This window comes from Oribacterium sinus (genome assembly GCF_014202695.1).
In the GTDB taxonomy this organism is placed as follows: domain Bacteria; phylum Bacillota; class Clostridia; order Lachnospirales; family Lachnospiraceae; genus Oribacterium; species Oribacterium sinus.
Genome location: NZ_JACHHH010000005.1, coordinates 57,900 through 71,973, shown reverse-complemented (window position 1 = coordinate 71,973; position 14,074 = coordinate 57,900). Strand labels below are relative to the sequence as shown.

At 44.3% G+C, this 14,074-nt stretch carries 10 protein-coding genes; 9 read left to right on the top strand and 1 reads right to left on the bottom strand.

Going from position 1 to position 14,074, the window contains the following annotated elements; all coding sequences use genetic code 11:
* The first annotated feature begins 498 nt into the window (after nt 1-498).
* From nrdD to HNQ46_RS05750, 4 genes are all read left to right on the top strand, one after another.
* A complete protein-coding gene (gene nrdD / locus HNQ46_RS05765; protein ID WP_183683778.1) occupies nt 499-2,694 on the top strand; it encodes an anaerobic ribonucleoside-triphosphate reductase in 2,196 nt (731 codons plus the stop codon).
* A 33-nt stretch (nt 2,695-2,727) separates the two neighbouring features.
* A complete protein-coding gene (gene nrdG, locus HNQ46_RS05760; protein ID WP_183683776.1) occupies nt 2,728-3,288 on the top strand; it encodes an anaerobic ribonucleoside-triphosphate reductase activating protein in 561 nt (186 codons plus the stop codon).
* Between the two features lie 161 nt (nt 3,289-3,449).
* Nucleotides 3,450-3,884 (top strand): hypothetical protein, encoded by a 435-nt coding sequence (locus HNQ46_RS05755; RefSeq protein ID WP_183683774.1) that lies wholly within the window; start codon nt 3,450-3,452, stop codon nt 3,882-3,884.
* A 249-nt stretch (nt 3,885-4,133) separates the two neighbouring features.
* Nucleotides 4,134-5,273 (top strand): trans-sulfuration enzyme family protein, encoded by a 1,140-nt coding sequence (locus tag HNQ46_RS05750; protein WP_183683772.1) that lies wholly within the window; start codon nt 4,134-4,136, stop codon nt 5,271-5,273.
* A gap of 306 nt (nt 5,274-5,579) precedes the next feature.
* Here the strand turns inward: HNQ46_RS05750 and HNQ46_RS05745 are convergent, their stop codons facing one another.
* Entirely contained in the window at nt 5,580-7,046 is a 1,467-nt protein-coding gene (locus HNQ46_RS05745; protein WP_007157603.1) for a 4Fe-4S dicluster domain-containing protein, read from the bottom strand.
* 522 nt (nt 7,047-7,568) lie between these two features.
* On the opposite strand from HNQ46_RS05745, the gene HNQ46_RS05740 reads away from it, so the two are divergent.
* From HNQ46_RS05740 to HNQ46_RS05720, 5 genes are all read left to right on the top strand, one after another.
* On the top strand, nt 7,569-9,032 hold the full coding sequence (locus HNQ46_RS05740; RefSeq protein ID WP_243155859.1) for a hypothetical protein: 1,464 nt from the start codon (nt 7,569-7,571) through the stop codon (nt 9,030-9,032).
* A 756-nt stretch (nt 9,033-9,788) separates the two neighbouring features.
* Nucleotides 9,789-11,396: a Na+/H+ antiporter NhaC family protein gene (locus tag HNQ46_RS05735; RefSeq protein ID WP_183683770.1), complete on the top strand. Its 1,608-nt coding sequence runs from the start codon at nt 9,789-9,791 to the stop codon at nt 11,394-11,396.
* A 378-nt stretch (nt 11,397-11,774) separates the two neighbouring features.
* Nucleotides 11,775-12,005, top strand: a complete 231-nt coding sequence (locus HNQ46_RS05730) for an acyl carrier protein (RefSeq protein WP_007157597.1) — start codon at nt 11,775-11,777, stop codon at nt 12,003-12,005.
* Between the two features lie 102 nt (nt 12,006-12,107).
* Nucleotides 12,108-12,983: an acetyl-CoA carboxylase, carboxyltransferase subunit beta gene (gene accD / locus HNQ46_RS05725; protein ID WP_183683768.1), complete on the top strand. Its 876-nt coding sequence runs from the start codon at nt 12,108-12,110 to the stop codon at nt 12,981-12,983.
* 169 nt (nt 12,984-13,152) lie between these two features.
* Nucleotides 13,153-14,067, top strand: a complete 915-nt coding sequence (locus HNQ46_RS05720; protein ID WP_183683766.1) for an acetyl-CoA carboxylase carboxyltransferase subunit alpha — start codon at nt 13,153-13,155, stop codon at nt 14,065-14,067.
* Nucleotides 14,068-14,074 lie beyond the last annotated feature (7 nt).

The following is a 14,074-nucleotide window of genomic DNA, read 5'->3' as shown; positions in this document are numbered from 1 at the left end:
AATGGCATGGAAAATGGAGGGTTTTCCTTGCATTCGCCTTGCTTTTTGGAGGGGAGGGGACAGGCGGGGGAATCTGAGCCCGTCGGCACTTGCGAAAAACAAATGAAATGCGGTTTTTCGCTTAGTGTCCGTTCCCGTTGGGCGAACTTAGCGGGAGCGTGCCCGGCCGGTTCCCTTCACCTCTTAAAAAGCAAGCCTTATAAGACTCTTTCCCACCCGGTTTTCACCCTGAGAAAATTTGTGAAAATGCCTATTGAATATCCCCTTCCTTTGTCGTATGATTGAGAGGCTTTCACAAGATATTGTGTTTTCGTGATAAGAATGTTCTATATCGTGTTGGTTTTTTGGGCAGGATAGAGAATAAGAAAAGCTTGAAAAGTCTTGACTTTTTGGGCTTTTTTGCTGGAAAAGAGGGAAAATTAAATAAAAAGAATGGAGTGTTTTCTGTTGTAAAAACAAACTTCGATTCTTTCAAAAAGGCAATGGATGGGGGTTAAGATGGACAAGGAACTTTTGATTATGACCAATGTGATTAAGAGAAATGGCAAGGAGGTTAAGTTTGATATTTATAAAATTATCCATGCCATGGAGAAGGCCAATAAAGAGGTTGCTCCTGTCTATCAGATGAATGAGTATCAGATTCAGGCTGCTGCGGAGACGGTGGCAAAGAAGATTCAGGCCTCCAGTCACGCGGTGAATGTAGAGGATATTCAGGACATGGTGGAAACTGCCATCATGGAAATGAGAGCCTACGAGGTGGCCCAGAAGTATGTGCGTTATCGTTATAAGAGAGAGATGGCAAGAAAAGCCAACTCCACCGATGAGGATATTCTGGCATTAATCGATCAGGCAAATGAAGAGTTAAAGCAGGAAAACTCCAATAAAAACCCTGTTATTAACAGTACCCAAAGAGACTATATGGCGGGAGAGGTTTCCAAGGATTTAACCAGAAGACTTTTGCTTCCGGAGGATATTGTGAAGGCTCATGAGGAAGGGGTGATTCACTTCCATGATTCCGATTACTATGCCCAGAAGGAGCATAACTGTGACCTGATCAACCTGGAGGATATGCTGCAAAACGGCACGGTGATTTCCGAGACCATGATTGAAAAGCCCCACAGCTTCTTTACTGCCTGCAATGTAACCACTCAGATTGTGGCACAGGTGGCTTCCAACCAGTATGGCGGACAGTCCTTTACCCTTTCTCATTTAGCGCCTTTCGTAGATATCTCCAGACAGAAGATTCGGGAAGCGGTTATTGCGGAAAGAAAAGAAACCGGCGAGAGCATGGATGAGGACATCATTGCGAAAATCGTAAATCGCCGTCTGAAGGAAGAAATTAAGAGCGGAATCCAGACCATCCAGTATCAGCTGATTACCTTAATGACCTGTAATGGACAGGCTCCCTTTGTGACCATGTTCATGTATTTGGATGAGGTTCCTGAAGGGAAGACTCGAGAGGATTTGGCTCTCATTATCGAAGAAGTGCTTCATCAGAGAATGCAGGGCGTAAAGAATGAAAAGGGCGTTTGGATTACTCCGGCCTTCCCCAAGCTGATTTATGTTTTGGATGAGGACAATATTACCGAAGATGCGCCTTACTATCATTTGACAAAGCTTGCGGCACAGTGTACCGCAAAGCGTATGGTTCCGGACTACATTTCCGCAAAGATTATGCGGGAGTACAAGGGAGGAGATGTGTATCCCTGTATGGGTTGCCGTTCCTTCTTGACAGAGGACAGGGAAGGCTTGGGGGAAAATGGTGCTCACAAGTATTATGGTCGCTTTAATCAGGGTGTGGTAACCATCAATCTGGTGGATGTGGCTTGTTCCTCCGAGGGAAATATGGACAGCTTCTGGCAGATTTTAGAGGAAAGGCTGGAGCTTTGCCACAAGGCTTTACGGCTTCGCCATGAGAGACTTTTGGGTACGGTTTCCGATGTGGCGCCTATTTTGTGGCAGCATGGTGCCTTGGCAAGACTGAAGAAGGGCGAGAAGATTGACAAGCTGCTTTACAACAATTACAGCACCATTTCTCTGGGCTATGCAGGTCTTTATGAGATGTGCGTACGGATGCTTGGAAAGTCCCATACCACAGAGGAGGGAAGAGCATTTTCCTTAAAGGTTATGGAGAAGCTGAACGATTCCTGCAAGAAGTGGAGAGAAGCGGAAAAGATCAGCTACTCCGTTTACGGAACCCCCATGGAGTCCACTACCTATAAGTTTGCAAAAGCTTTGAAGAAGCGCTTCGGAACCATTCCGGGAGTCACGGACAAGAACTACATTACCAACTCCTATCACGTTCATGTTTCCGAAAAGATTGATGCCTTTTCCAAGTTAGCCTTTGAGGCGGACTTCCAGAAGCTTTCTCCGGGAGGAGCCATCAGCTATGTGGAAGTTCCCAATATGCAGAACAATATTCCTGCGGTTTTAAGCCTGATGCATTTTATCTATGAAAATATCATGTATGCAGAGTTAAACACCAAGTCCGACTATTGCTGTGCCTGCGGTTATGACGGAGAGATTCAGATTGTGGAGGACAGTTACGGAAAGCTCCAGTGGCGTTGCCCCAACTGCGGAAATGAGAATCAGGATCAGCTGTCTGTTGCCAGAAGAACCTGCGGCTATATCGGCACCCAGTTCTGGAATCAGGGTAGAACTCAGGAGATTAAGGATAGAGTGTTACACCTATAAGGGAAGTGTTTTTTCGAGAAAGTGTTTTTGAAAATGCATTACGGAGAAATTAAATACTTTGATATTGCCAACGGTCCCGGTATCCGAGTGAGTCTTTTTGTTTCCGGCTGTCCCCATGCCTGCAAGGGCTGCTTTAATGAGGCTTCCTGGAATCCCGCCTTTGGAGAAGCTTTTACGGAGGAAGTGGAGGAAAGGATTTTGCAAGCCCTTTATAAAAAGGAAATCCAAGGCTTAACCCTTCTTGGGGGAGAGCCTTTGGTGCCGGAAAATCTTCATGCCCTACTGCCGCTTCTTCGGAAAATGAGGGAGCGCCTTCCGGAAAAGGATCTTTGGTGTTTTAGCGGCTACCGCTATGAGGAGCTTATGCAAAGAGAGGGCAAAGAGAAGGAAGAAATTTTGGAATTGTTTTCACAGCTTTCCGTTCTGGTAGATGGCAAGTTCCATTTAGAAGAGAAGGATTTAAGGCTTTTGTTCCGGGGATCCCGAAACCAGCGTTTGATTTCCATACCGGAAACGCTGGAAAGCGGCAAGATTTGCCTGTATGCGGGGTGGAATGACGAATCTGCTTGCAGAACATTTTTAGAAGAATCCTAGGAAAGCCTTAAAGAATTTGTTTGTATTTCTTCCTCTTCTTCCTGTATAGTGGGAGCTAAGAGAAGCCTTTGCTTCGTTTTTGCCACATAAGAAAAATAGCGTATAGGAGCATCAAAATTGATAAGTTCCTGTTGAATGCATAGAGCTCAAGGAGGTTGAAGATGAGAAAAAAAGGATTAGTACTGGCAGCACTTTTGGCTATGGGAATTTTGGCCTGTGGAAAGAAGGCGTCCACTGCAGAGAGTAGCGCCGCAGCAACAACAGCGGAAGTAAAGACCGGTCAGGAAGGGGAAGATAAGGAAAGTAAGGCTGCTACAGAAGCTGCCAAGGCAAAGGAGTCCACTACTGCTGAAACAAAGGGGAAGGAAGAAGGCGGCAAGGAAAAGAAGGATTTAACCGTGATTACGGGAACTATCACCGATGCAGCCATGAACAGCGTAAGCGTTAAGGGAAATGACGGCAAGGACTATGAGCTGAACAAGATTGATAAGTCCGACATTTCCGGACTTTCTCAGGGCATCGAAATCGGCACCAAGGTGGAGGTGACCTTTGATAAGGATATGAATATCTTATCCATGGTGGACCCGGGAAAATAAAGCTGTTGTTTCTACAAGGCTTGATTCGGAAGTAGGAAGCTGGCGTTTCCGCTAAGATATACGATAGTTCATGGAAGCTTCCGACCGGAGCTTTGTTATATTCAATATCAACAAAAAATATACTTGCTATAAATTATCGCTATAACTAAATCTTAATATTTTGCATTATCCCTTTTTGCTTTTTTATGCTACAGTGTGCAGGAAAAGAAAAAAGGGATTTTTTTATCATAGAGAAAGAGGGAAAGAATTATGGCATATCATATAAGTACACGATGTCAACACTTGGAAGGACAGAATAAGGAGGAGCATTACGGGGCGATTTCTTACCCTATTTACCCAAGCTCCGCCTTTATTCATCAGGAGGTAGGGGGGAAGAATCCCTACGATTATTCACGTTTGCAAAACCCCACCAGAGCACAGCTGGAAAAGGTGGTGGCTTCTTTAGAACACGGTACGGATTGCATTGCCCTGTCTTCAGGAATTGCGGCATTGGCCTGTATTATGGAACTCTTTCGTCCGGGAGACCATATTATAATTGATCGTGACCTATATGGTGGCTCCATTCGATATTTTCGTGAGGTAAATGAGAAGAACGGTCTTCAGTTTTCCAGAGTATCTCTCCATGAGAATGGCTGGGAAAAGGAAGTTAAGGAGAACACCAAGGCGATTTTCCTGGAAAGCCCTACAAATCCTTGCATGAATGTAAATGATATAGAAGCGCTGGGGAAATTCTGTAAGGCACATAATTTACTTTTGATTGTGGACAACACCTTCCTTTCTCCCTATTTTCAAAATCCTCTGGAGCTGGGGGCGGATATTGTGCTGCATAGCGGCACCAAGTTTTTATCCGGACACCATGATGCCATTGCAGGCTTTATTGTGGTAAAGGATGAGGCACTTCAGGAAAGACTTCGTTTCTTGTTTAAGACTACCGGAGCAGGACTGGATGCCTTTGACAGCTGGTTGATTTTACGAGGCATCAAGACCTTAGCCATTCGTATGGAAAAGGCGCAGGAAAACAGTCTGAAAATTGCGGAATTTTTAGAAAAACACCCGAAGGTAAAGAGGGTTTTGTATCCGGGACTTCCCAATCATCCCGGACATGAACTCATGAAGAAGCAGGCCAGAGGCTTTGGAGCAATGATTTCCTTCGACGTGGAATCCGGTGAGGAGGCTAAAGAAATTTTAAAGAGAATTCAGTTGATTTATTTTGCGGAGTCCTTGGGAGGAACGGAAAGTCTTTTGACCTATCCCCTGACCCAAACTCACGCGGACGTACCAAAGGAGATTTTGGCGGAAAACGGAATATATGAAACCACCCTCCGCCTGTCTGTGGGTATTGAGGATGCGGAGGATTTGATTTCGGATTTAAAGCAAGCTCTGGGATAAGTTTGTAGCACGAAATAAAAAGGAGCTTTAAGAACAAAAATAGAATTTTAAGCAGTACAGGATAGAAAAAGGAGCGGTAAGAAGATCCGAAATAGAATATGCAGTATAGGTCCAAAAAGGGGTAGTCTGAGCCCGTCGGTACTTGCGAAAAACAAGAGAAACGCAGTTTTTCGCTTAGTATCCGCTACGTGGCGAGGCTAGCGGGAGCGTGCCCCGACTTTAGACCTATACTGCATATTATTTTACAGCTTCTTTTTCAAGACCATACTGCATAATTTCTATTTTTATTCTTACAGCTCTTATTTCTTATTTATCCCGCATCATGCTGAACTTATCCATAGGATAGTTCTTCAAGTTATCCAATACCTTTCTGGTATCGGCTTCGTCCAAAAGGCTTTGACGGGACTTCTTAATCTCATTTTCCGCCTTATGCCGGGAAGGACCGCCTACACAACCTCCATCACAGGCCATACCCTCGATAAAGTCCTCAGGAAGCTTTCCGGCTTTTAGAAGAGAAAGGGCGGTAACGCATTCCTTTCCTCCGGAGCAGGCGCGAAGCTTGATATCGGTGGTATCTTCTCCTCTTTCCCGCATACATTCCATAACCGCATTGGCTACGCCGCCGGAGCTGGCAAAGTTCTTTCCCCAAAGAGATGCTTCCTGATATGGGCTTACCTCCGCCTCAAGCTGCACATCCTTGGAACGAAGAAGACTGCTGAATTCTCCAAAGGAGAGAACATAGTCCGCATTTCCCTCAATGCCCATTTCCTGAGACTCGGATTTCTTTGCCATACAGGGACCGATAAATACGGTTACACAGTCGGGGTGAATGGCTTTTAAATAACGGGAAACCGCCGCCATAGGAGAAAGGGTCTCCGACATATTTTCATGGTACTGATCCGGGAAGTGTATCTTCAAAAGGTTAATGAAGGCAGGGCAGCAGGAGGTGGTCATTTTCTTTCCTTCTTTTCTGGCCTCTGACCATTCCAATGCCTCGTAGGCGGCGGTCATATCGCCACCCAGTCCAACCTCCACCATATCGGTAAAGCCGAGTTTCTTCAAAGCCACACGGATTGCGGACATAGAGATATCTTTACCGAACTGTCCCTCTGTGGCAGGGGCACACATGGCATAAACTTCTTTTCCTTCCTTAATGGCGGAAATTACTTGCAGAAGATGAGTCTTTGTGGAAATTGCACCGAAGGGGCAGGAGTGCACACACTGTCCGCAGCGGATGCAACGGTTGTCATCAATAACGCAAAGACCGTTTTCATCGTAGGTAATAGCATTTACCGGGCAGGGCTTTTTACAGGGACGGGTAAGCTGAGCAATGGCACTGTAGGGGCAGGCTGTTGCACACATTCCACATTCCTTACACTTCATAGGATCAATGTGGGCTCTTTGGTCTGTCATGGTAATGGCACCAAAGTGACAACTGTTCTGGCAGGCCTTACCTAAACAAAGACGGCAGTTATCCGTAACGGAATAGGAAGAAATAGGGCACTCCTCACAGGCAGGGTCGATAACCTGAATGACATTGCTGCTCTTTCTCTTCGGGCTGGCATCCTCATTACAAGCCAAACGAATACGCCAACGAAGAATTTCCCTTTCCTTATATACACAGCAACGGAAGGCGGCCTTCGGTCCCGGGGATAACTCCCGGATTAAGCCTTCCTTTGCTTCTTCCGTAACTTCTCCGTTCCATGCGATTCTTGCCAAGCCTTCAATTACACGGTGTTTGAGAGGGATAAAACCCTTGTCATTTGTAACCATACTCTTTTCTCCTTACTTAGACTCTTTTCTGTTCCCGGCGAAGCGCTCATTTCTCCGAGAAGTCAAACTCGTTAAAAGTATAACATAGTTTTTCTGTTTGGGGGATATACTTTCCCTTAGTACGAAAAAAAATACTGATAAACAAAAGCCTTTTGCAATGATATCACTGCGTTATTTTATGGACCGGAAAAGCAGATACATTCACAATCCGGATTCCTTTCCATAAGCTTTCTCCTTAAAAAGAAATATTCTATAAAATCCAAAATCCCCCTTATAGAGCATAAAAAGGGGACGATAATTAAAATACAAAGTTAAAAAACAAAATAGAATTGATATTTAATCAAATATTTTAATAAAAGCTTTGCGAAATGGAAAGAAGGTAATATAATAAATAAGATATTAGTAGATTTTTCATAAAATTACCAGAGAGCCTTACTAATATTTTTTAGAAAAATGTCGAAAGAATACCTAATTCAACTGTTTGTGATAAAGGTGGATTAGGGTATAGGAGAGGGAGAGCTTATGTCACTAATGCAAATGATTTTTAAAAAGCCTGAGGAAGTTTTCGGGGAAGACGGGGAAGAGCCCGTTGAGAAACAACCTTTGGACTTGTTGTCTGTAAAGGGCGACAGAATAAGCACGGTGTTAGAAACAGAGAACATTGAGCTCCTCCTGGAAAAAGAACAGGGACGAATCCGCCTTGTACAGAAAAATTCCGGAGGAGAAGAGTTAAAGACTCTGATGGAATGCCCCTATGCGGAAAATGCGGATGCCCGAAAAGAATTGACGGATATGATGACCGCCGTAAAGAAGGATATTGAGTCAGCCATTGAAGTGGGAAGAACCTCCCTTCGCATTCCGGAAAGTAAATATGAACTCTTCATGTATATGCGGAGACGCCCATCTATCCCTATGGATATGGATAAGCTAAACCGAGAGCTTTCTTCCGGTGAAGCAAGGGAAAATGTGGCTTTATTCCGTTCTTTCTTGGAGAAGAATCCCAGAATCAATGTTTATGTGGGAATTTATACCCTTGGACAGGATACGGCTTACAGAATCTTGAAGCAGGAATGGCGTATGCTTTCCAATGTTCGTTTTATTGTCTTGGAAAATTATGAAAAGAAGCCGATTTCCTGGTCTGATCCACGGATTCAGGAAAGTCTGAAGGATTCTCCCAATGTGGCTTCCATCGGTATCGGTATTAAGGGAGATCGTCCCCGTTATGCCATTGAGCTCCGCACAGAGGATTTGGCTTCCTCTGTTAAGAAAGCGGCAATGCTGAGTCACCACCTTTTCAATATTCGAGAGGAAATGATTGACGCCCAGACCCAGGGCTTTGCCAAGGCTATGTGGGAGCTTGGGACAAAGCGGGGAAAGAGTGAGGAATTTATTCGGAAAACCGTGGAGGATCTGGCTTTAGAGGATGCCTGCTACAGAATTTCCGAAACTGCCGCAAAGGAAATCGTAAAGAAGGTTCAGGAGAGAGGCTTTAATGAAGGAGAGGACATCGGTCTTTTCCGTGTTCCTGTTTTAGACAGACGACTCCTTTTAAATCTTTTGAAGAAGGCAGAAAACGGCTTCTTGGTAGTGGATGATGCAGGACAGTTCCAGTACTATAGAGACATGACCGGAAAACTTGTGATGCAGTACGGCTGGGAGAAGGATGAATGCTGGTATATTGCGCCAAAGGGGAAGGAAGAAAAGGAAATTCGTGCCGAGGCGGCAAAGGTTCTTTTGGAAGGAAAATATCTGCAGGCTCTTGGGAAAATTTTGATGGAGAACCGGAATCTCTCCGTTAGTGACGCCTACAGCAATCTGAAAAACTTCATTATTTCCTATGAGAAGCTGGGTATGGGAGAGGGAGAACAAATCGAAACTTTAGGCCTTGCCAGAGACTTCTTCCCCAAGGAAAATATCGAAGAAATCCAAACCGTGATTGGAGAGGTGCTTTCCGAAAGCTCCCTCTATGACAATTTCGGATTTTAAAAGATAGTATATATTAATGCATTCTATACCATGTAGTTTTGGATAGGGGCACGCTCTCGCTAGCTTCGCCACTTAGCAGTACTAACTTCAAGCGTCGCTTTGCTCGCTTTCAGTAAGTACTGAAGGGCTCAGACTACCCCTTTTCCAAACCTACATGTTATAGAATTAGTAATCTTATATCCATAATTTTTGAAAATGGCTACATTTATATAAAATAGAGTTTCGCTGTATTTGAAGTGCTATAGAAATTGATATATTCTCTCCATATTGCATGTCCGGCAAAGAGGGGATATATCATTTCTATGGCAATTTTTTATTATAAAATTTTCTCCTACATATTTAAACAAATTAAAATATATGCTAGACTTAAACTGTATGGATGTACCTAGCGAATTTATGTAAATACTATTAATTTCACGCCTATGGATATTTTTTATATATGCTTAGCTTACGGATTGTTTGTTTTTTCTATATTCGTCAAAATATTTACAAAGACAAGTTTGTCCGCCCCCGAAGAATATGATTTTGTGATGAAACATAAGCTATTAACCGTATTGTTGGTTATTTTAGGCTTATTCATTCTGCTTTTCCTATACGATGTGTTTTCTTATTTCAATATCCCCATAATAAGCTGAATTTCACTGGTAGATAAAGCAACAGGCTCCCTCGAATAAAGCAACAGGAATACTTGCAAGAAGTAATGATTTTTTGTAAAGTATTCCTGTTTTGTTTTTTATAAAGAAGGGAAAGAAAAGAATGAAGGAAAAGAGTAACCGTATTGTTTCGCTGACTTCCATCTGTATTGTACTTTTGTTTTTGGTGGCAGCGGCTTTTTTGACCAGTAAGGAGTCGGTGCAGAATTCCCCCTGGTCTTTGGTGCCACCGGTGATTGCCATTGCCTTGGCTTTAATTACCAAGGAGGTTTACAGTTCCCTGTTCTTAGGGATTTTATCCGGCGCTCTTTTATATTCCGGCTATAACTTGGAGGGGACACTTAACCATGTGTTTGTGGACGGCATTATCCATGTGCTTTCCGATGCCTGGAATGTGGGAATCCTTTGCTTTTTGGTGATTTTAGGCATGATGGTACAGCTGATGAACAAAACCGGCGGTTCCAAAGCCTTTGGAGATTGGACGAAGAAGCATATCCGAAGCAGAAAGGGTTCTATGCTGGCTACCATTGCCTTAGGCTGCCTGATTTTTATTGACGATTACTTTAATTGCTTGACCGTGGGTTCTGTGATGCGACCGGTAACGGATCAGCACAAAATAAGTAGGGCAAAGCTGGCGTATCTCATTGATACTACGGCGGCGCCGGTATGTATCATTGCGCCGATTTCCTCCTGGGCAGCGGCAGTTTCCGGCTTCGTAGAAGGGGAAAATGGAATGAAGCTCTTTGTGAAGACCATTCCTTATAATTTCTATGCCCTTCTATCCCTTTGTATGCTGATTTTTTTGGTTTTGCTTAATGTGGATTTTGGTCCCATGAAGCTTCATGAGGAAAATGCGGTAGAGAGGAATGACCTGTTTACTACAGCAGAGCGTCCCTATGGAGAAGCCACTGAGGAAGAGGGAAGAAAAGGGCATATCCTGGATATGCTGGTGCCGATTTTCTCGTTGATTGTTTTCTGTGTTGTGGGCATGATTTATTCCGGAGGATTTTTCAATGGTGCTGACTTTGTGACGGCATTTTCCAAATCAGATGCTTCTACAGGATTGGTGCTGGGTTCCTTTGGTGCCTTGGTAGTGACCTTGTTTTATTACTTTGGCAGAAACGCCCTTTCCTTTAATGAAGGAATGGACTGCCTGCCGGAGGGATTTAAGCAGATGGTGCCGGCTATCTTGATTTTAACCTTTGCATGGTCTTTGAAGGCTATGACGGATAGCTTGGGAGCGAAGGAATTTGTGGCAGTGATGGTAAAGAGCAGTGCAGGCTCCGCATTATCTTTCCTGCCGGTATTTATTTTCCTGATTGCCATTGGCCTTGCTTTTGCTACAGGAACCTCCTGGGGAACCTTCGGAATTTTGATTCCGATTGTGGTGGCCATTTTCCAGGATGTGGATACCAACATGATGATTCTTTCCATGTCCGCCTGCATGGCGGGAGCGGTTTGCGGAGACCACTGTTCTCCCATATCCGATACCACCATTATGAGCTCTGCCGGAGCCCAAAGCGTTCATATCAACCATGTGCAAACCCAGTTACCCTACGCCCTTTTGGTGGCCGGGGTATCCTCGATTAGTTATGTTTTGGCAGGATTTTTAAAGACACCTTGGATTCCATTAGGGGTTGGCGTAGTGTTATTATTTGGTATTTTGCTATGGATTAAGACAAGTCAGAACAGAAGCAGAGTTAAAGCCTAAGAGGCAAAACAAAGCATGAGAAAAGACTTTCCTTTCTGAAGAAGTAGGGAAGGAAAGAGATAAAATTGCAAAAATAGCTTGCCCTGCCCTTCGGCAGGGTAAGCGTAACTCCTATACAAAAGGGAGCCGGACGAAAATGCATTCTCGTCCGGCTCTCTTTCGCATAGGAGTAGGTAGCTGTGAAAAACACAGCTACCTATTTTTGCTCTTCCAAATCCCTCTTCCCCGGCAAGAAGTGGTTTTCAAAACCACTTCTTGCATATTTTAAACTATATCCCTTAAAAAAATATTCTATTGACAATTTTATGATTTACAGTTATATTGCTTTCGAAAATTTAATTAAAATAATTTTTAGTAAAAAGGCGAAAGGAGTTCAGTATGGAATTCGAGAGATTAAAGGAAATCATTGTAGATACTTTGGCATGTGATGAGGATAAGGTTACTTTAGAGGCAGATATGCAGAAGGACTTAGAGGTGGATTCTCTTTCCTTAGTGGAGCTGCACATGGCTTTAGAGGATGAGCTGGGCGTTTCCATTCCTGATGGAGAAATCGGAAAGATGCATACCGTAAAAGATATTTTAGACTATGCAAATAACGCAAAGGCGTAAATTTATCAAGATAGAAAGACAGAAAACAGGCGTCCTTAGGGACGCTTTTCTCAAAGAAAAGAATTGTTTCTAAAGGAAAGGTCAAGAACCATAGGAGGAAATATGAAATCACCCATTCAAAGTCTGGTAGAGCTGGTGAAAGACAGGGACTTACGGCAAAAAGCCAATAAAGATACCATGAGCGGAGCTGCCCCATTAAAGGTGCCTGCAACCTTTATCAGCTGTAGAAAATGCGGAAGAAGAGCACTTCATTCCCGTTGGGAAGAAAATTACTATATTTGCCCTCATTGCGGTTCTTATAGTCCTATCGGAGCCTATTATCGCTTGAAAATGCTTTATGATCCGGGAACCTTCCAGGAGCTGGATCAGGATATGGCGGTAAAGGATCCTTTGGACTTCCCGGAGTATAGAGAGAAGGCGGAAAGCCAGGCGAAAAAAACCGGCCTGAAAGAGGCGGTGGTTTCTTCCAAGGGGAAAATTGGAGGAATTCCTGTGGTGGTATTGGTACTGGACAGTCGCTTCTTTATGGGTTCCATGTCTCAGGCCGTGGGAGAAAAGGTAACCAGAGGAATTGAAGTGGCGGATAAGGAGCAATGCCCCTTGATTATTTTCTCCGCTTCAGGAGGAGCCAGAATGCAGGAGGGAATCTACAGCCTTATGCAAATGGCAAAGACCTCTGCGGCAGTGGAGCTTTTCTCCGAGCACGGGGGACTTTTTATCAGCTATTTAACTCACCCCACCACAGGAGGAGTAACTGCAAGCTTTGCCACATTAGGAGATATTACCCTGGCAGAGCCGGGAGCGCTCATCGGTTTTGCCGGCCCCAGAGTTATTGAGCAGACCATTAACAGTAAGCTCCCCAAGGGCTTCCAGAAGAGTGAATATCTGGAAAGCCACGGCTTCGTAGACAAGATTGTGGAGAGAAAAGATATGAGAGAAACCTTGATTCAGCTTTTGAAATTACATCAGAAGGCTTAAGACAGTTTATGGACAAATTTTCCCTACTGCAGGAACGGGAAGCCTCAGTTTGGAAGAGGCCGGCTGAAAAAAGTTCAAAAGGGACAAAAGTAGGATGGAAATCCTTCATGCCGGAAAAACCAGGATTGAAAATGACATTGTCGGAATCGGGAATCAAGGAGGAATATAGATGATTAAGGAAGTATTGGAAAAAACAGACGCCTTAGAAGAGAAAATTCAGGCTCTTCTTGCGGAAGAAGAAAAAACCGAGGAAATCAAAGTTTTACAAGAGGAAAAGAAGAAGCTTTTAGACAGCTGTAAGGATTTGGAGCCGGGAGATCGGGTATTCTTGGCAAGACACCCTAGACGCCCCCATGTGGAGGACTTCGTTTCCGCCCTTTTTACAGACTTTTTCGAGCAAAAGGGAGACCATCTTTATGATGAGGACCGCTCTATATACGGAGGAATTGCCCGTTTTCACGGACGTCCGGTAACGGTATTAGGTCACAGAAAGGGAAGAACGGTGGAAGAAAATCTTTCCTGCAACTTCGGAATGACCTGTCCGGAGGGCTATCGTAAGGCAAAAAGAATCATGGAGCAGGCGGAGAAGTTTGACAGACCGATTATCACCTTCGTAGACACTCCGGGAGCTTATCCCGGTCTGGAGGCGGAGCAGCACGGACAGGGGGAGGCCATTGCGAAAAACCTTGCCTTTATGAGTTCACTCCATGTGCCGGTGATTGCGGTGGTTACGGGAGAAGGAAGCTCCGGCGGTGCTTTGGGAATCTGCGTAGCCAATAAGATTTTGATGCTGGAAAATGCCATTTACTCCGTTCTCAGTCCGGAGGGCTTTGCTACCATTTTATGGAAGGACAGCTCCCGTGCGGCTGAAGCGGCAAAGGTGATGAAGCTTACCGCAAAGGATTTAAAGGAAGCCAATGTGGCGGATGAGGTTGTGCCGGAGTCCTTGGGAGGCGCCCAGGATGACCCGGAAAGTCTTTACAAGGCATTGGATCAAGTCTTGGAGAAGACTTTAGCATACTACGATGGTATGAGTCGTCATGAAATCCGTAAGGACAGACTCTCTAAGTTCAGAAACATTTAGGAAAAGA

Bases quoted from the DNA above. Each gene is read 5' to 3' on its own strand.
- HNQ46_RS05745 (WP_007157603.1), bottom strand. From the start codon at position 7,046: ATGGTTACAAATGACAAGGGTTTTATCCCTCTCAAACACCGTGTAATT.
- HNQ46_RS05730 (WP_007157597.1), top strand. From the start codon at position 11,775: ATGGAATTCGAGAGATTAAAGGAAATCATTGTAGATACTTTGGCATGT.
- HNQ46_RS05720 (WP_183683766.1), top strand. From the start codon at position 13,153: ATGATTAAGGAAGTATTGGAAAAAACAGACGCCTTAGAAGAGAAAATT.
- HNQ46_RS05735 (WP_183683770.1), top strand. From the start codon at position 9,789: ATGAAGGAAAAGAGTAACCGTATTGTTTCGCTGACTTCCATCTGTATT.
- HNQ46_RS05750 (WP_183683772.1), top strand. From the start codon at position 4,134: ATGGCATATCATATAAGTACACGATGTCAACACTTGGAAGGACAGAAT.
- accD (WP_183683768.1), top strand. From the start codon at position 12,108: ATGAAATCACCCATTCAAAGTCTGGTAGAGCTGGTGAAAGACAGGGAC.
- nrdG (WP_183683776.1), top strand. From the start codon at position 2,728: ATGCATTACGGAGAAATTAAATACTTTGATATTGCCAACGGTCCCGGT.
- HNQ46_RS05740 (WP_243155859.1), top strand. From the start codon at position 7,569: ATGTCACTAATGCAAATGATTTTTAAAAAGCCTGAGGAAGTTTTCGGG.
- HNQ46_RS05755 (WP_183683774.1), top strand. From the start codon at position 3,450: ATGAGAAAAAAAGGATTAGTACTGGCAGCACTTTTGGCTATGGGAATT.
- nrdD (WP_183683778.1), top strand. From the start codon at position 499: ATGGACAAGGAACTTTTGATTATGACCAATGTGATTAAGAGAAATGGC.